The sequence below is a fragment of the Ruegeria sp. AL3 genome (genome assembly GCF_056536065.1).
Genome location: NZ_JBQFJG010000001.1, coordinates 881,686 through 898,602, shown reverse-complemented (window position 1 = coordinate 898,602; position 16,917 = coordinate 881,686). Strand labels below are relative to the sequence as shown.

Below are 16,917 nucleotides of genomic sequence, written 5' to 3'. Positions count from 1 at the left end.
CATTTACCCGGTTCCAGTCTGGAGATCGTTGTCCCTTCGTTGAAGGGCTGGAGTTAAGACAACCGCGGAAAGTGTCTCGACCCCCCACCCGATAAAAACAAGTTCGTCGCGTAACGTGACGTCAGAATGGGTGTGAATTGTGAAGGAGATCACATGCGTTACCAAATCAGCGGAAAACAGATCGACATCGGTGCGGCGCTTCAGACTCACGTGCAGACCGAATTGGGCGAGGTTGTGGGCAAATATGCCCAGCGGCCTACCGACGCCAACGTCGTCTTTTCCCGTTCAGCGCATGAATATGTATGCGAAACAACAGTGCACCTGTCCACCGGGCTGACCGCTCAGGCCAAGGCGCATGCAACCGAAATTTATGCGGCGTTCGAGGCATGCTGCGACAAAATGGAAACACAACTGCGGCGCTACAAACGTCGTTTGAAGGACCACCACAAGGATCGGTCCGAGCCGGTTGAACTCTTTGGGGCGTCCTCTTATATCCTCGCCTCTGACGAATCGGACACGGCCGATGAACCCGAATCGCTACAGCCCATGATTGTGGCTGAGATGGAAACTAAAATCCCATCTTTGAGCGTTGGTGAAGCCGTGATGCAAATGGAACTTGCCGGTGCCCCGGTGCTGGTGTTCAGAAATGAGAACAAGGATGGATTGAACGTCGTGTATCGTCGCGAAGACGGTAATATCGGCTGGATTGATCCTTAACAGGCAAGGATACGGGGCGGCACCCGCCGAGGCGGGTGCGGTGCCCATGGAGCGTGATCATGGAGCTTTCGAGCATACTAAAGCCCGAAGCAGTACGTGTACTATCCGCCGCTTCCAGCAAGAAGCGGTTGTTTCAGGAAATAGGCGATGTAGCAGCCGCCAATCTGGGGCTCGACTCGCAGGCCGTCGTCGACTGTCTGCTCGAACGGGAAAGCCTGGGCCCGACCGGCGTGGGGCATGGCGTTGCGCTTCCGCACGCGCGTTTGCCCGAGCTGGATTCGGTTTCGGGCGTATTCGTCATGCTGGAAAAGCCCATCGACTTTGGATCGGTTGATCGTCAACCCGTGGACATCGCCTTTGCACTTTTTGCGCCGGAAGAGGCCGGCGTCGATCATCTTAAGGCGCTGGCCCTTGTGTCACGCACGCTGAGGGACACCTCGGTGTGCACCAAGCTTCGGGCGAACCCTGATCCGGTCAAGCTTTATGCTATCCTGACCGAAGCGCAGTCCATGCAGGCAGCGTAATCACAAAAAAAGCCCCCGGATTTCGGGGGCCTTTTTGTGTGTACGGTGATCGGGGTCAGCCGCCGGTTCCCATTTCCAGCGTCCACCAGATTTTCCCGCCTTTTTCCTGATGCCAGGCGAACCCCATCTGCGTGGCCTTGGGGTCCATGATCACGGCGCGCGGTCCGGGTTCCTGCATCCAGGCGGCAAGGGTTTCGGTTTCGGTTTCGTATGTCTCGGAAATGGCTTCACCGAGGAACGTGCCGAAATATCCGACCCGTGCAGCCCGATCGATCGGCGAGGAACCGTCGGACCCAAAGTGCCAGGGCCGGTTCTGTCTGGCCATGTCCTTGGAATGGGTCGCCGCTGCTGCGTTCAGCTGCGCGTTCAGCTGGACAGGCTGCAATCCCTGGGCCTGGCGCAGGGCATTGACCGAATCAACCATACGGAACTGCAACTTTTCCGGGTTGCCGCGAATTTTGTAGACCGTGGGCAGCGGGCGACCGTCTGCACCAATGGTCGTGGTGCCGGTGTCTGTACATGCCGCCAGCGCGACAAAGCAAATCAAGAGTAAAGAAACGATACGCGTCATGATCGACCTGGTTATTGTGTCTTTACAGGGCATAGCGCGCCTGAAGGCTCTGAGCAAACGCGCAATGGCCCTAACTCGCATGATTCTGCCGGTTTGATTTGCGACTGAAGCATTCTGGCAATAGAATGTCATAGATTTCAGACCTCATCTAAACACAGGACCCGTTGTCATGGTCAAAAAGCGTATTCATTCGCCCACACGCAGGGGATTTCTGGCAGGGGCCACTGCGACGCTGGCAACCCCAGCACTGGCGCAATATATCCCGGGCGACCCGCTGCGCCCTGCACCCGAGACTGAACCGGCGGTTCGCCGCAACGTATCCGGGTTCCGGGCATTGGATTGGCAACCGTATTTCTCGAACACCAGAAATGGCGCCATTCTGGTCGATACCGTCTCAAGAGCGCTGCATTATTGGTCGGATGATCAAGCGGTGTACAAATTGTACCCGTCGTCGGTTCCGCTGACCGAAGAACTCACCCGGCGCGGGCGTACCAGCGTAATCCGCAAGGTCGAAGGGCCCAGCTGGTCTCCGACGCCGTCGATGAAAAAACGAAATCCGGAATGGCCGGACTATATTCCTCCGGGGCCAGATAACCCGCTGGGAACACACGCTTTATACCTGAGCTGGAAGTATTACCGCATTCACGGAACGCACGATACGCGAAAAATCGGACGTCGGTCGTCGAATGGCTGTATCGGTCTGTTCAACGAAGACATTGCCGAGCTGTTCTCGATGGCGAAGGTCGGCACGCAAGTGTTGCTAATTTGACGACATTTTCGTGTGGGAACCCGCTTAGCGGTCAAGTTGCAATTGCATTCCAGCGTCAATGCTGATTAGAAAAAACCACGAGGTAAGTCTTAGATGTGTGGTTCCGGGCATTGGAACTGCGCAAATTCTGGAGGTTAATATGAAGAAACTCGTTCTCGCTGCTGCACTGACTGCTGCCGCTTCGACCGCTTATGCTGGTAACCTGGAAGAGCCGGTTGTTGAAGCACCTGTTGTTGTAGAAGAAACTCAGGGTTCGTCGCAGGGCATCCTGCTGCCGCTGATCCTGCTGGTCGTTGTTGCTGCTGCTGTTGCTGCAAGCTAATCCGACACGGAATTCATGAAAAAGGCGGTGGAGCAATCCACCGCCTTTTTTGTTTTCACAAGGCTGTGCCGGTCAGTCCAGCCAGCCGCGCAAGTTTTCTTCGATCACCGTGCCCAATGCAGCAATGTGCGCCGCATCGTCATTGAGGCATGGAATATAGGTGAAGGTTTCGCCGCCTGCTTCTTCGAAGCTTTCCTTGATCTCTTCGTTGATCTCTTCCAGCGTTTCGATGCAGTCGGCCGAGAATGCCGGTGCGATGACTGCTATGTTCTTTTTGCCCTGCCTGGCCAAATCCGCCACATGATCCACTGTATAGGGTTTCAGCCATTCCTCGGGGCCGAATCGCGACTGGAACGTCGAAACCAGTTGATCGTCAGACCACCCCAGCCGTTCCTTTAGCAGCCGTGTCGTCTTGGCGCACTGGCAATGATAGGGGTCACCCTGTTGCAGATACCGTTCCGGCATCCCGTGATACGAGCAGACCAGAATATCGGGTTTTGTCTCCGCCGCTGCATAGGCACGTTCAACGGATTGCGCCAGGGCGTCGATATAGGCCGGTTGGTCGAAATAGGCCGGTACGGTTCGCGAGGCGGGCTGCCAGGCCTCATCCATCAGTGCACGAAAGAACTGGTCATTGGCGGTGGCTGTGGTTGCGCCCGCGTATTGTGGGTAAAGCGGGAAGAACAGAATACGGTCACAGCCCGCGGCAACCATCTCGCGCACTTTGGACTTTGTTGAGGGGTTGCCGTAGCGCATACAGAAATCGACCATCACCTGATCCCCGTACCGATCCTGCATTGCGCCGCGCAGCTTGGCAGTCTGGTCCTTGGTGATCGTCATCAGCGGGCTTTCGCCCTTCTCGTGATTCCAGATCGATTTGTAGGCTTCACCCGAACTGAATGGCCGTTTGCTGAGGATGATCGCCTGAAGAATCGGTTGCCATTTCCATTTCGGATAGTCGATGACCCGTTGATCCGACAGAAACTCGTTCAGATAGCGACGCATCGGCCAATAGGTGTAATCGTCCGGGGTGCCCAGATTGGCCAGCAAAATGCCAACACGGCCCATCTTGACCTTGGGATGGTCGGCAGGAGCATGAGCGGGACGAGTGGCATCAAACATTTGAGCATTCCTGAGTTTTCGTGTTCCGACCTGAGATAAAGGGATTTGGTTGCGCGTCAATCCGGCAGTTTGCCCTCTTTCGTGCGCAGGGCATCTGCCAGGCGCATTTGGGCTGACCCCGGGCGCAGCGGCTTTGGTTGGCTGTCATCGGGGGACCAGCCGGTCAGGCAAATCAGTTCGAAGGTTGCGGCAAGGCGGCCTGTTTCCGTCGAAAAGTGATCCGAATAGACGCGCTGTGCGGCTTCGAACACTCTGCGTCGGGTTGGGCATTTCAACCGGGCAGCCAAAGCGTTGGTCTCACCCATGTCCCTCAGATCGTGCATCAGGTGCCAGATATCGCGGTATTCTGCCGTCAGCGGTACGGCATCGGCCACTGGCAATGCCAGACCGGCTCGCTGCAACAATCCACCGAGGTCGCGCAGTTCGGCCATGGGGGCGATTCGGGGGCTGAGCCCGCCCGTGACTTTGATTTCGGCCTGACCCAGCGCGGCGCGCAATTCGTGAAGGGTCTCACCCCCAAGGCATAGAACAAGAACCAGTCCATCCGGTTTCAAAGCCCTTTTGCATTGGATCAACTGGCCGACCGGGTCATTGGCGCAATGCAGCGCCATCGCATGAATTACCAGATCATGCGCACCGGGTTGAAGCGACAGCCCATCGTCATCCACGACAATGGCGGCATCCGGAAAAACGTCTGCCCAAAGCTGTGGAAAAGGGGTCACAACCGCAGGTGCCGTAAAGGTTCTGTTAACCATGGAGAGCCGATCCTGAACCTCATCAATGGCGGCGCGGTGCAAGAACAAGGCGTCGTCCTTCGCGCGGGCGCGATGATGCAGAATGGCGTTACGGTCGAAAAGAGAGGGTGCGGTGGGCTCGGGCAGTTTCATAGGTCGCAAGTATCGCATTGCGCAGCGGATTCAAACTGCCCTTGCTCTGATCTACCCGCCGCGTTGCATGGGCTGCGGAGAGCTGACGGAATCCGATTTCGGCCTGTGTGGGGCGTGTTGGCGGGATACGCCGTTCATCGGTGGCACGGTTTGCGAAAGCTGTGGTGTGCCCGTGATCGGAAGCGCAGACAGGTTCCGGACCGAGTGCGACGATTGTCTGAAAACCCCTCCGCCCTGGAACGCGGGCCGCGCTGCTCTGATGTATGATGGGAAGGCGCGGTCACTTGTTCTGGCTTTGAAACATGGTGACCGTACCGAACTGGCCCGCCCCGCTGCGCGTTGGATGGCGCAGGCCGGGCGCGAGCTGTTGCGTCCCGGTATGGTGATTGCTCCGGTGCCGTTGCATTGGTCACGCCTGCTGAAACGGCGATACAATCAGTCTGCGCTGCTGGCACGCAACCTAGGGCGAGAAACCGGGTTGGACTGCATGCCGGATCTGCTGGTGCGCAAACGGCGGACCCCGGCGCTGGACGGAAAGACCGCGCGGGAAAGGGACGAAGCCTTGGCAGGCGCAATTGACATCCACCCAAGGCGGGCACTGCATTTGAAGGGGCGCGATGTCCTGCTGGTGGATGACGTGATGACATCCGGCGCGACGTTGGCGGCGTGCACGCGTGCGTGTCAGGCCGCTGGGGCAAATCATATTTTCGTGTTGGCACTGGCGCGCGTTGCCAAGGATGCCTAATTCGCCCAAGATCGCACGAAACCCAAAGGGACCGGAACATGAAGCCCGTAGAAATCTATACCTCGCCGCTCTGTGGTTTTTGCCACGCGGCCAAACGTCTGCTGAAGCAGAAAGGCGTTGAGTTCAAGGAAGTTGACATTCTGATGCACCCCAAACGCAAGCCCGAGATGATCCAGCGCGCAGGCGGCAAACGCACCGTGCCTCAGATTTTCATCGGGACACAGCATGTGGGCGGCTGCGACGACCTTTACGAGCTGGAGCGGCAAGGCAAGCTTGACCGTCTGCTTGCGGCCTGATGAAGACCGCGCTGCTGCAAATCACCTCGTCGGATGATCCGGTCGAAAACCTGGACATGGTGCGCGCCATGGCGGCCGACGCGGCAGGGCAGGGTGCGCGGTTTATCCTGACACCAGAGGTCACGAATTGCGTATCAAACAGTACGACGCGGCAAAACGAGGTTCTTCAGCACGAAGAAGACGACATCACCTTGGCCGGCCTGCGGGAACAGGCCGCCCGACTGGGCGTGTGGGTGTTGATCGGGTCACTGGGGATAAAAACTCATGACGCTGACGGGCGGTTTGCCAACCGGTCTTTCATGATCGATCCGCAAGGTCAGATCGTGGCGCGTTACGACAAGATTCATATGTTCGACGTGCAAGTCACCGAGACCGAGACGTTTCGCGAATCAAAGAACTACCGCCCCGGCGAAAAGGCGGTCCTAGCCGAAACCGATTTTGGCAAGGTGGGTTTGACCATCTGTTATGACATCCGGTTTCCGTACCTGCATGCGGCTTTGGCGCAGGCAGGCGCGCGAATCCTGACCGTTCCGGCAGCGTTTTCACCTGTTACGGGCGCCGCGCATTGGGAATCGCTGTTGCGGGCCCGGGCGATCGAGACAGGCTGTTGGGTCTTGGCCCCCGCGCAAACGGGGGAACACCCATCAACGCGCGGAAAGACGCGTTTTACCCATGGGCACAGCATGGTTGTCGCTCCTTGGGGAGAGGTGCTGATCGACGCAGGTACCGATCCGGGCATTCACATTTTCGATTTGGATGATAGTTCTGTGTCAGAGGCACGCCGCCGCGTGCCGTCGTTGACACATATCCGGTCTTTCACTGGACCCTGACAGAACTGAACAATGACGGAAGACACCAACGCCCTTGCGGTCACGCTGTTCAGCGAGATCCTGACCGCGGATCAGTTGTTGCGCAACCGGCTCAGCCGGGTGCTGCCCAAGGGTATGGAAATTTCGCATTTCTCTGTGCTGAATCATCTGGTTTTTGTCGGCGACGAGCGTAGCCCGGCGCAACTGGCCAACACATTCCACGTGACCCGAGGAGCGATGACCAACACCTTGGCCAAGCTGGAATGGGCCGGATACATCCACATCCGCCCCGACTGGGACGACGCCCGCCGCAAGATGGTGGCGATCAGCCCCGCAGGCCGACGGGCGCGGGATCAGGCGATTTCCTCGATTGCCCCGCTGATCAATCGTGTGGTCGGAGAGCTGGGGTTGGAGCGCGTGCGCGGCACGCTGCCGGTTCTAAGGGATTTGCGGTTGCAGTTGGAGGGGGAGTAGGGATCAGCGAACCGTTGTCCCAAGGTGGATCCAGGACTGGTGTGGTCGGGCGCTGGCAGGCTTTATGCTCATGCAATGTGCCGCGGACTAAACGGCCACTTCATTCTAAGAGCATTCTATCCAGAAGCTGCCGTAAATCACGGGGATCCAAAGCTGGAAAATCACCCAACCAAATTCCGGCCGAAGCCGCCGCCGCGAAAAGAAGACAAGATTCAATTCCTTCTTTGCCCTCATATTGCCCACCATGAACAAGCCATACCAAATACTCTCCTTTTTCTTCTTCATTCGTGGAGAATATTCTCCCTACATTGCATCCTTCGTCAGAGAGTTCGTGTTTGGAAAATGGTTCTGTCGTCTCCTCCGTCAGTTCTATTTCGACTGGTTTCACAAACTTGCCATCCGAAACTATCTCGGGGTCAATAAAGACAATAAAAGACAACGCCCTTACCAGATCATAGTTGTTCGAGTTCGAACCCAAGTAGCGATCTGCTATTTCCTGAGTCGCCTCAGAAACCTTAGGATCGCTTACATAGCCATACAGCGGAACGCCTTCATGTTCGTACACGAACACGCCCACATTCTCTTCTGCTGTGGCTAGTGTGTTATCGAACAAGGTAGCAGCGGAAATTGCCGCACCAAAAAATACCGCGCGCCACGGCGCGTAACTTAAAGATCGAATCAAAAAACCTACCTCACCCCGGCTTCACACTCGCCGTCACGTAATTCACGCTCAAGTCCCGGTCCGAGATCGACCAGCTCCACAGGATCGGGTTGAACACAAAACCCTTCCGGTCCACCGGTTCCAACCCGGCTTGGCGCAGCAGGTCGAACAGCTCATCGGGGGTGATGAACTTGTTCCATTCATGGGTGCCGCGCGGCAGCCAGCGCATGACGACCTCGGCCCCGAAAATCGCCATCGCATAGGATTTCGGGTTGCGGTTGATGGTGGAGCAGATCAGCAAGCCACCCGGTTTCAGCAAGTCTTGCGATGCGGTCAGAAAGCCAAGGGGATCGGCCACATGTTCGACCACCTCCATGTTCAGCACCACGTCGAATTGTTCGCCTGCTGCAGCCATGTCCTCGGCGGTTGTGTGGCGATAATCGATTTGCAGCCCCGATTGCTCGGCATGGATGCGGGCCACGGGCAGGTTGCCCTCGGCGGCGTCGGCACCCACAACTTCAGCACCGAGCCGCGCCATGGGTTCGCTCAGCAGCCCGCCGCCGCAGCCGATATCCAGCAGGCGCAGGCCTTCGAACGGCACAGGCGACTTTAGGTCGCGATCGAATTCTCCGGCGATCTGCTGCGTTATATAGTCCAGCCGGCACGGGTTAAGCATGTGCAATGGTTTGAATTTCCCGTGCGGGTCCCACCATTCGGCGGCCATCGCCTCGAATTTTGCGATCTCGGACGGGTCCACCGTGTTCGGATGCGCTTGCATTCCTGTCTCCGTGTGCTCTTTTACGCTTAAGGACTATATAGGGCCATAATGGACAAGTACCCGGACCAAAAGCGCGCAGTTCAATATCTGTACCCGCCGATCGACCCTTTCGACCAGCGGATGGTCGATATGGGCGATGGGCACCGTATTTATGTGGAACAATGCGGAAATCCTGACGGCATACCCGTCGTGATCCTGCACGGGGGGCCGGGTGGGGGGTGCAGCCCGGCCATGAGGCGATACTTCGATCCTCAGGCCTACAGGGTGATTCTGTTTGACCAGCGCGGATGTGGCCGGTCGCGCCCCACCGCCTCGGTCGAGGACAACACGACGTGGCATCTGGTGGCCGACATAGAGCGGCTGCGCAAACTCTTCGAGATCGAAGAATGGATCGCTTTTGGCGGAAGCTGGGGGGCGACTCTGGCGTTGATCTATGCCCAGACCCATCCCGATCGCGTCAGTCGACTGGTGTTGCGCGGGGTGTTCCTTGCGACTCAGGCCGAGCTTGACTGGTTTTACGGCGGTGGCGCCGGGCGGTTCTGGCCCGAGCAATGGCAGAAATTCACCTCGCTGCTGCCCGAGGTTGAACTGGACGACACCATTGCCGCCTATAACAAACGTCTGTTTTCGGGCGACCGCGCGACAGAGATCCTGTATGCGCGGGCCTGGTCGCATTGGGAAAACGCGCTGGCCTCGATCCACACCAACGGATCGGTTGGCGAAAGCCCCGGCGAATACGCGCGCACCTTTGCGCGGCTCGAGAATCACTATTTCACCAACAAGGCGTTTCTGGAAACGGACGGGCAGATTCTGGATCAGATGGACCGGATCGCGCATATCCCCGGCCATATCGTGCAGGGGCGCTATGACATGATCTGCCCGCCGCAGGCCGCCTGGTCGCTGGCGGAACGCTGGCCGAATGCCGAACTGAAAATGGTTCGTCAGGCGGGGCACGCCCTGTCCGAGCCGGGCATCAGCGCGGAACTGGTGCGAATCATGGACCGTGTGGCGGAGGGTGTCGCATGACCCGCATCGATCGCCGTGCCCTCTTTGCCTCTGGTGCCGCTGCCGCATTGCTGGCGGCGACAGGAGCATCCCTTGCCGGTACGCCCAAGAAAGGCGGGACATTGCGTCTGGCTGTTCCGCGCGATGACAGCCTCGAGCAAGTGGCGCGTGGGGCCGTTTTCGACACAATGACCGAAATCGCCCCGGATGGTACGTTGCGCGGTGAGCTTGCGACCGGCTGGCAAACCGACGCCGACGCACGGGTCTGGAACTTTGATCTGCGTGATGACGCGGTCTTTCACGATGGCGAACCCTTGCAGATTGCCGATGTCCTGGCCGTTCTGGCCGAAATCGGAAGGCCCGAGGCGCTTGCCCCCAACCGCCTGCGGCTTGAACTTGCCGAGGCAAATCCCGGATTGCCATTCCTGTTGGCCGACAGCCGCTTTGTTGTTGCGCGCGCCGGTGAAACCGTATCCCCGTTGCGCAAAGCCTACGGCACCGGCTGCTATCGTGTCGAACGGGCAGAAGATGGCCGCCATTTTCTGGGCCGCCGTGTCGAGGGGCATTACAAAGATGGTCAGGCCGGATGGGCTGACGCGGTTGAAGTCATTGTAATCCCGGACCCAGCCGTGCGCGCCGAGGCGCTGCGGGACGGGTATGTCGATATCGCGGCGCTTCCGGATCGGGCCGGAATGCGAGGCACGCGCGGTGTCCGGTTCCACCCCTCCGAGGCCGACATGGCCCTTGCCGTATCGGATGCTGTCGGGATGCCGCGGCAGATTGCCGGGAACGGTGCGCTGGACGATGGCCGCATCGCCGAACGGTGGTGGATGGTGTAAATCCGAATGCGAATCCCTCAGGGGGTTGCAGACTCGGGCCATCCTGCGTATATGCAGTTTCAATAGCGGCGCGTTGGACTTCTGGTCCAAGGCTCCACCGGAAAATTCGACGGGCCGCGCGCCCGTTTTTTTGTGCCCGACTGACAGGGTAGAGTACCAGATGACAAACGACCTGATAGCAAAAGCTGCCATTGACCGGCGACTGGCCGAGATCATCACGCCCGTGATCGAAGATCTGGGGTATGAGCTGGTCCGTATCCGCCTGATGAGCGGCAAGCAGACTACGCTTCAGATCATGGCCGACAAGCCCGATGGCGGTATCGAAGTGGATGATTGCGCCGAGATTTCCAACGCGGTCAGCGCCACGCTGGATGTCGAGGACCCAATCCTTGATGCCTATACGCTTGAGGTGTCCAGCCCCGGTATCGACCGCCCTCTGACCCGTCTGAAGGATTTCGAGACCTTCGAAGGCTATGAGGCCAAGATCGAGACCGCCGAACTGATTGACGGCCGCCGACGCTTCAAGGGCGAATTGGCGGGGATCGAAGGGGACGAGGTTCTGATCAACATCCCCGAGGGGGATGAAACCATCACCATCGGTCTGCAATTCGACTGGCTGAGCGACGCCAAGCTGGTCCTGACCGATGACCTGATCAAGGAAATGCTGCGCCAGCGCAAAGACGCCGGTGCCCTGAACGAAAACGCTTTCGACGAGATTGAGACCGAAGGGTCCGAAGAGGAGACGAACTGATGGCAATCACCTCAGCCAACCAGCTGGAGCTGTTGCAGACCGCCGAGGCCGTGGCCCGCGAAAAGATGATCGACCCCGGTCTGGTTGTCGAAGCGATGGAGGAATCGCTCGCCCGCGCCGCCAAGAGCCGCTACGGCGCCGAGATGGACATCCGCGTGTCGATCGACCGCAAGACCGGCAAGGCGACCTTTACCCGCGTCCGTACCGTGGTCGAAGATGAGGAGCTTGAGAACTATCAGGCCGAAATGACCGTCGAGCAGGCCAAGCAGTATATGGAAGCGCCCGAGGTTGGTGACGTCTTCGTCGAAGAGGTCCCGCCGGTTGAGATGGGCCGGATCGCGGCTCAGTCCGCCAAGCAGGTGATTTTGCAGAAGGTGCGCGAAGCCGAGCGTGACCGTCAGTACGAAGAATTCAAGGATCGCGCCGGTACCATCATCAACGGTGCGGTCAAGCGCGAAGAGTTTGGCAATGTCATCGTTGATCTGGGCGGTGCCGAGGCGGTTCTGCGCCGCAACGACAAGATCGGCCGCGAAAGCTATCGCCCGAATGACCGGGTGCGCGCCTATATCAAAGAGGTTCGCCGCGAAGTGCGTGGCCATCAGATCTTCCTGTCGCGCACAGCGCCGGAATTCATGGCCGAGCTGTTCAAGATGGAAGTGCCGGAAATCTATGACGGCATCATCGAGGTCAAGGCCGTGGCCCGTGACCCCGGTTCGCGCGCCAAGATCGCCGTGATTTCCTATGATGGTTCGATCGACCCCGTGGGTGCCTGCGTTGGTATGCGCGGCAGCCGTGTGCAGGCGGTTGTGAACGAGCTTCAGGGTGAAAAGATCGACATCATCCCGTGGAACGAAGACCAGCCTACCTTCCTGGTGAACGCGTTGCAGCCTGCCGAGGTTTCCAAGGTGGTTCTGGACGAAGAAGCCGGCAAGATCGAGGTTGTCGTGCCAGAAGAACAACTGTCGCTGGCCATCGGTCGCCGCGGTCAGAACGTGCGTCTGGCCAGCCAGCTGACCGGCCTGGACATCGACATCATGACCGAGGCCGAAGAATCGGCCCGCCGCCAGAAGGAATTCGAAGCCCGTACCAAACTGTTCATGGACAGCCTGGATCTGGACGAATTCTTTGCTCAGCTGCTGGTCTCGGAAGGCTTCACCAACCTCGAAGAGGTTGCCTATGTCGAGATTGAGGAACTGCTGGTCATCGACGGCGTTGACGAAGGTACAGCGCAGGAACTGCAAACCCGCGCCCGCGAATTCCTGGAAGCACAGGCCAAGGCGGCACTGGATGCGGCGCGTGAATTGGGGGCCGAGGACAGTCTCATTGAATTCGAAGGTCTGACACCCCAGATGGTAGAGGCGCTGGCCAGGGACGACGTGAAGACTCTGGAAGACTTTGCAACTTGCGCCGACTGGGAACTGGCCGGTGGCTGGACGACCGTCGATGGTGAGCGTGTCAAGGATGACGGTGTATTGGAGCCTTTCGGCGTAACGCTGGAAGAGGCGCAAGATATGGTCATGACGGCGCGTATCCTGCTGGGTTGGGTTGATCCGGCCGAGCTGGAACAGGCGGAAGAAGACGTCGACGGCGACGCAGCAGACGAGGAGGTCGAGGCCTGATCTCGGGCTTCGGGTGGCGTGTATGAGTCGCGGTGGCGCCCATAAGGATCGGTCCGACGGACCCGAGCGCAAGTGCATCGCCACAGGCGAGGTGCAGCCCAAAAACGGGCTGATCCGCTTTGTGGCGGGGCCGGACGGTCAGGTTTTTCCGGATGTCGCGGCGAAACTGCCCGGGCGGGGGGTCTATGTGGCGGCGGATCGTGCCGCCCTGGACAAGGCCGTTGGCAAGAAACTGTTTGCGCGGGGGTTCAAGGCGCAGGTGTCTGTGCCCAAGGACCTGGCGGAAAAGGTTGAACAGCAGATCGCGCGCCGCGTTGTCGAGCTGCTCAGCCTGGCGCGCAAGTCCGGCGACGCGGTCGCGGGGTATGAAAAGGTCAAGACGTGGTTGGACCGGGAAGAGGCGCAGGTGCTGATTCAGGCCGCCGATGGATCGGGGCGCGGCAAGTCCAAACTGAGCACGCCGCACTTCGGGAAATACATAGGTTGGCTGACGGCAGACGAATTAGGACAGGCATTTGGGCGCCAAACGGTGATTCATGCGGCCTTGGCCTCTGGCGGACTCGCCAAACGTGTTGTAGAGGAAGCGCAGCGCCTGCGTGGCTTGCGCGAAACGGATGACGGCGGCAGGGGCCGCGCGGAAGGGTAAAGAGCTTTATGAGCGATAATGACGGCAAAAAGACATTGGGTCTTCGTGGCGGGGCACGCCCCGGAAATGTGAAACAGAGTTTCAGCCACGGACGCACCAAGAATGTCGTGGTGGAAACCAAACGCAAACGCGTGGTGGTTCCCAAGCCGGGCGCAGCAAAGCCGGGTGGCGGTGCTGCACCTTCGGGTGATCCGTCGCGTCGTCCTGCGGGCATTTCCGATGCGGAAATGGCGCGCCGCATGAAGGCGTTGCAAGCGGCCAAAGCGCGTGAGGCCGAAGAGGCCGCGGCGCGCGAGGCTGCTGAAAAGGCGCGCGAAGAAGAGCGCGCACGCCGCCGTGCGGAACAGGAAGCCAAAGAACGCGAACAGCGCGAAGCCGAAGAGCGTGCGCGTCAGAAGGCTGAGGAAGAAGAGCGCAAGCGCAAAGAGGCGGAAGAAGCCGCCAAACGCGCCGCTGCCGCGCCCGCACCTGAAGAGCCCAAAGCGGCTCGCGCCCCGGCCAGCAAACCTGCGCCGGCAGCCACGCCGCGCAAACAGGATCGCGAACGTGAGCAGCGTGGTCGTGGCAAAGGACGCGACGACAACCGCCGTTCGGGCAAGCTGACTCTGGGTCAGGCGACCGGTGGCGAAGGCAACCGTCAGCGCTCGATGGCCGCGATGAAGCGCAAGCAGGAGCGTGCGCGTCAGAAAGCCATGGGCGGTGCCGTTGAACGGGAAAAGGTGATCCGCGACGTACAGCTGCCCGAGGCGATCATGGTCTCGGAACTGGCCAACCGTATGGCCGAGCGTGTGGCTGACGTGGTCAAATCGCTGATGCAGATGGGCATGATGGTCACGCAGAACCAGACCATCGACGCAGACACCGCGGAACTGATCATCGAAGAATTTGGCCACAAGGTCACTCGCGTATCCGATTCGGATGTTGAAGACGTCATCAAAGAGGTCGAAGACAGCGAAGACGATCTGCAGCCGCGTCCGCCGGTCATCACCATCATGGGTCACGTCGACCACGGCAAGACCTCGCTGTTGGACGCAATCCGCGACGCGCGCGTTGTGGCGGGTGAGGCCGGTGGCATCACCCAACATATCGGCGCGTATCAGGTGAAAACCGATGGCGGCACCACGCTGACCTTCCTGGATACTCCGGGCCACGCGGCGTTTACGTCGATGCGCTCGCGCGGTGCTCAGGTCACGGATATCGTGGTTCTGGTCGTCGCGGCTGACGACGCGGTGATGCCGCAGACGATCGAAGCGATCAACCACGCAAAAGCGGCCGAAGTACCGATGATCGTGGCGATCAACAAGGTCGACAAGCCGGATGCAAACCCGGACAAGGTCCGCACCGATCTGCTGCAACACGAAGTGATCGTTGAGAAAATGTCGGGTGAGGTTCAGGACGTCGAAGTCTCGGCCATCACGGGTCAGGGTCTGGACGAATTGCTGGAAGCCATCGCGCTTCAGGCCGAGATTCTGGAACTGAAGGCAAACCCGAACCGCGCCGCCCAAGGTGCCGTGATCGAGGCGCAGCTGGACGTGGGTCGTGGCCCGGTCGCCACGGTTCTGGTTCAGAACGGCACACTGCGTCAGGGCGATATCTTCGTTGTGGGTGAGCAGTACGGTAAGGTCCGCGCGCTGATCAACGACAAAGGTGAGCGCGTCAAGGAAGCTGGCCCCTCGGTTCCGGTCGAGGTTCTGGGCCTGAACGGTACGCCCGAAGCGGGCGACGTTCTGAACGTGACCGAGACCGAAGCGCAGGCCCGTGAGATCGCTGCCTATCGTGAGCAGGCCGCCAAGGACAAACGCGCCGCCGCTGGTGCCGCAACCACCCTTGAGCAGCTGATGCAGAAGGCAAAAGAAGACGAGAACGTGGCCGAGTTGCCGATCCTCGTCAAAGCCGATGTGCAGGGTTCTGCCGAAGCCATCGTTCAGGCGATGGAAAAGATCGGCAACGAAGAAGTGCGCGTGCGCGTTCTGCACTCGGGTGTGGGCGCGATCACCGAAACGGATGTCGGTCTGGCGGAGGCTTCCGGCGCGCCGGTCTTTGGCTTCAACGTCCGTGCCAACGCATCGGCGCGGAACACGGCGAACCAAAAGGGTGTCGAGATCCGCTACTACTCGGTGATCTATGACCTGGTCGACGACGTGAAAGCGGCCGCATCCGGCCTGCTGAGCGCCGAGATCCGCGAGAAGTTCATCGGCTATGCCGAGATCCGCGAAGTCTTCAAGGTTACCGGTGTCGGCAAGGTTGCCGGCTGTCTGGTGACCGAAGGTGTTGCCCGCCGTTCCGCAGGCGTTCGCCTGCTGCGCGACAACGTGGTGATCCACGAAGGCACGCTGAAGACCCTGAAGCGCTTCAAAGACGAAGTGGCCGAGGTCCAGTCGGGTCAGGAATGTGGTATGGCGTTCGAGAACTACGACGATATCCGCCAGGGCGACGTGATCGAGATATTCGAGCGCGAAGAAGTTACCCGTACCCTGGATTGATCCCAAGCGGGATGGACACAAAAAAAACAGCGGCACCGGTCGGGCCGCTGTTTTTGTTTGAAAAATGCCTCATTACGTGTCGGGCAGGAATGTTCCGGAATGCAGGATGATGTCGAAATGGTGCATTCCGTGTTTCAAGGCAAAGCTGACCGAGTGCCCGGCCTTGCGCAGCCGTTCCGCATAGTCGCGGCTTTGACGAATGAATTCGCCGGTGTCCCGTTCCCCCACTGAAACATGATAGCGGGGGCCCGGTGGGGGCAGGTTGCGGATCGGGGACAGATCGTTCACTTCGACTGGGGTCAGGTGCAGAGGATCATTCACGGACGTCAAACTGATGGGTTCCAGATCGTAGACGCCGCTGATCAGAAGCACGTCACGCACACGCAGCCCGGCGCGGGCCAATGCGCCGGCCGAGGTCGCCATGACCATGCTTGCCAGATGGGCGCCGGCACTGTGCCCTGACAAGGTGATCCGCGTCGGGTCAAAACCCAGTGCCCCGGCTTGTGACGCAAGCCACAGAAGGGCGTCGCGACATTCGTCGACCATTTGATCCAGCCGCGCATCCGGGGCGAGCGTGTAGTTCAAGGTGGCAAAGGATTGCTCGGCTTCGATCAGCGCCGGGGCCATCATGGCCGATTCGCGCTGGCTGAGATCCTGCCAATACCCACCGTGAATAAAGACATGCAACGGGGCGCCGGCCCCCTTCGCAGGAAAGAAATCCAGCACCTGGACCGGGGTGTCGCCATAGGCCAGGTTGGCCTGAACGGGCAGCTCGGCACGGGCTTGCGCACTCAGCGTTTGATAGCTGGCCAGATAAGGGGTCAGGTCGCCACCGATCATCGAACTGGGAGAGTATTCCCGCTCCAGTTCGGCTTGTGAAAATCCGCGATACAGCATGG

The 16,917-nt window shown here is 59.4% G+C and carries 20 protein-coding genes; 14 read left to right on the top strand and 6 right to left on the bottom strand.

Annotated features, from left to right (window positions below; translation table 11 throughout):
* Positions 1-153 precede the first annotated feature (153 nt).
* Positions 154-717: a ribosome hibernation-promoting factor, HPF/YfiA family gene (gene hpf / locus ACR3E6_RS04515; protein ID WP_117870967.1), complete on the top strand. Its 564-nt coding sequence runs from the start codon at positions 154-156 to the stop codon at positions 715-717.
* Positions 718-776: 59 nt separating this feature from the next.
* Positions 777-1,241, top strand: a complete 465-nt coding sequence (gene ptsN, locus ACR3E6_RS04510) for a PTS IIA-like nitrogen regulatory protein PtsN (protein WP_117872900.1) — start codon at positions 777-779, stop codon at positions 1,239-1,241.
* A 55-nt stretch (positions 1,242-1,296) separates the two neighbouring features.
* Here the strand turns inward: ptsN and dalA are convergent, their stop codons facing one another.
* Entirely contained in the window at positions 1,297-1,812 is a 516-nt protein-coding gene (gene dalA, locus ACR3E6_RS04505; protein ID WP_171120163.1) for a divisome-associated lipoprotein DalA, read from the bottom strand.
* A 169-nt stretch (positions 1,813-1,981) separates the two neighbouring features.
* On the opposite strand from dalA, the gene ACR3E6_RS04500 reads away from it, so the two are divergent.
* Positions 1,982-2,581 (top strand): L,D-transpeptidase, encoded by a 600-nt coding sequence (locus tag ACR3E6_RS04500; RefSeq protein WP_171635671.1) that lies wholly within the window; start codon positions 1,982-1,984, stop codon positions 2,579-2,581.
* A 139-nt stretch (positions 2,582-2,720) separates the two neighbouring features.
* On the top strand, positions 2,721-2,903 hold the full coding sequence (locus ACR3E6_RS04495) for a hypothetical protein (RefSeq protein WP_117870963.1): 183 nt from the start codon (positions 2,721-2,723) through the stop codon (positions 2,901-2,903).
* 72 nt (positions 2,904-2,975) lie between these two features.
* Here the strand turns inward: ACR3E6_RS04495 and hemH are convergent, their stop codons facing one another.
* Complete coding sequence (gene hemH, locus ACR3E6_RS04490; protein ID WP_171635674.1) at positions 2,976-4,025, bottom strand: ferrochelatase; 1,050 nt, start codon at positions 4,023-4,025, stop codon at positions 2,976-2,978.
* A 56-nt stretch (positions 4,026-4,081) separates the two neighbouring features.
* A complete protein-coding gene (locus tag ACR3E6_RS04485) occupies positions 4,082-4,912 on the bottom strand; it encodes a methyltransferase domain-containing protein (RefSeq protein WP_480486029.1) in 831 nt (276 codons plus the stop codon).
* On the opposite strand from ACR3E6_RS04485, the gene ACR3E6_RS04480 reads away from it, so the two are divergent.
* From ACR3E6_RS04480 to ACR3E6_RS04465, 4 genes are read left to right on the top strand one after another with little or no spacing between them, the layout of a single operon-like run.
* A complete protein-coding gene (locus ACR3E6_RS04480; protein WP_480486027.1) occupies positions 4,893-5,657 on the top strand; it encodes a double zinc ribbon domain-containing protein in 765 nt (254 codons plus the stop codon). The two genes, ACR3E6_RS04485 and ACR3E6_RS04480, sit on opposite strands and share 20 nt — an antisense overlap.
* 38 nt (positions 5,658-5,695) lie before the next feature.
* Entirely contained in the window at positions 5,696-5,953 is a 258-nt protein-coding gene (gene grxC / locus ACR3E6_RS04475; protein ID WP_152459773.1) for a glutaredoxin 3, read from the top strand.
* The gene (locus tag ACR3E6_RS04470) at positions 5,953-6,783 is read left to right on the top strand and encodes a carbon-nitrogen hydrolase family protein (protein WP_209834180.1); all 831 of its coding nucleotides are present in this window, start codon (positions 5,953-5,955) and stop codon (positions 6,781-6,783) included. The genes grxC and ACR3E6_RS04470 overlap by 1 nt, the downstream gene beginning before the upstream one ends.
* Positions 6,784-6,795: 12 nt before the next feature.
* The gene (locus ACR3E6_RS04465) at positions 6,796-7,236 is read left to right on the top strand and encodes a MarR family winged helix-turn-helix transcriptional regulator (RefSeq protein WP_171635682.1); all 441 of its coding nucleotides are present in this window, start codon (positions 6,796-6,798) and stop codon (positions 7,234-7,236) included.
* A 100-nt stretch (positions 7,237-7,336) separates the two neighbouring features.
* Here the strand turns inward: ACR3E6_RS04465 and ACR3E6_RS04460 are convergent, their stop codons facing one another.
* Together ACR3E6_RS04460 and ubiG are read right to left on the bottom strand one after the other, a co-directional pair.
* Positions 7,337-7,918: a hypothetical protein gene (locus ACR3E6_RS04460; RefSeq protein ID WP_480486024.1), complete on the bottom strand. Its 582-nt coding sequence runs from the start codon at positions 7,916-7,918 to the stop codon at positions 7,337-7,339.
* Positions 7,919-7,928: 10 nt separating this feature from the next.
* A complete protein-coding gene (ubiG, locus tag ACR3E6_RS04455; RefSeq protein ID WP_210093226.1) occupies positions 7,929-8,675 on the bottom strand; it encodes a bifunctional 2-polyprenyl-6-hydroxyphenol methylase/3-demethylubiquinol 3-O-methyltransferase UbiG in 747 nt (248 codons plus the stop codon).
* Positions 8,676-8,723: 48 nt separating this feature from the next.
* Between ubiG and pip the strand changes: the two genes are divergently transcribed.
* The 6 genes from pip to infB all read left to right on the top strand — a co-directional run bounded on the left by pip (position 8,724) and on the right by infB (position 16,018).
* Positions 8,724-9,701 carry a prolyl aminopeptidase gene (gene pip, locus ACR3E6_RS04450; RefSeq protein ID WP_171120177.1) on the top strand — a complete coding sequence of 326 codons (978 nt, stop codon included), beginning with the start codon at positions 8,724-8,726 and terminating at the stop codon, positions 9,699-9,701.
* Complete coding sequence (locus ACR3E6_RS04445) at positions 9,698-10,519, top strand: ABC transporter substrate-binding protein (protein WP_171635686.1); 822 nt, start codon at positions 9,698-9,700, stop codon at positions 10,517-10,519. The genes pip and ACR3E6_RS04445 overlap by 4 nt, the downstream gene beginning before the upstream one ends.
* A 160-nt stretch (positions 10,520-10,679) precedes the next feature.
* Positions 10,680-11,270 carry a ribosome maturation factor RimP gene (gene rimP, locus ACR3E6_RS04440; RefSeq protein WP_152459779.1) on the top strand — a complete coding sequence of 197 codons (591 nt, stop codon included), beginning with the start codon at positions 10,680-10,682 and terminating at the stop codon, positions 11,268-11,270.
* Positions 11,270-12,889 carry a transcription termination factor NusA gene (nusA, locus tag ACR3E6_RS04435; protein WP_171120181.1) on the top strand — a complete coding sequence of 540 codons (1,620 nt, stop codon included), beginning with the start codon at positions 11,270-11,272 and terminating at the stop codon, positions 12,887-12,889. The genes rimP and nusA overlap by 1 nt, the downstream gene beginning before the upstream one ends.
* A gap of 22 nt (positions 12,890-12,911) precedes the next feature.
* Complete coding sequence (locus ACR3E6_RS04430) at positions 12,912-13,535, top strand: RNA-binding protein (RefSeq protein WP_171635687.1); 624 nt, start codon at positions 12,912-12,914, stop codon at positions 13,533-13,535.
* An 8-nt stretch (positions 13,536-13,543) separates the two neighbouring features.
* Entirely contained in the window at positions 13,544-16,018 is a 2,475-nt protein-coding gene (gene infB / locus ACR3E6_RS04425; protein WP_171724130.1) for a translation initiation factor IF-2, read from the top strand.
* Between the two features lie 72 nt (positions 16,019-16,090).
* Here the strand turns inward: infB and ACR3E6_RS04420 are convergent, their stop codons facing one another.
* Entirely contained in the window at positions 16,091-16,915 is an 825-nt protein-coding gene (locus tag ACR3E6_RS04420) for an alpha/beta hydrolase (protein WP_480486021.1), read from the bottom strand.
* Between the last annotated feature and the right edge of the window lie 2 nt (positions 16,916-16,917).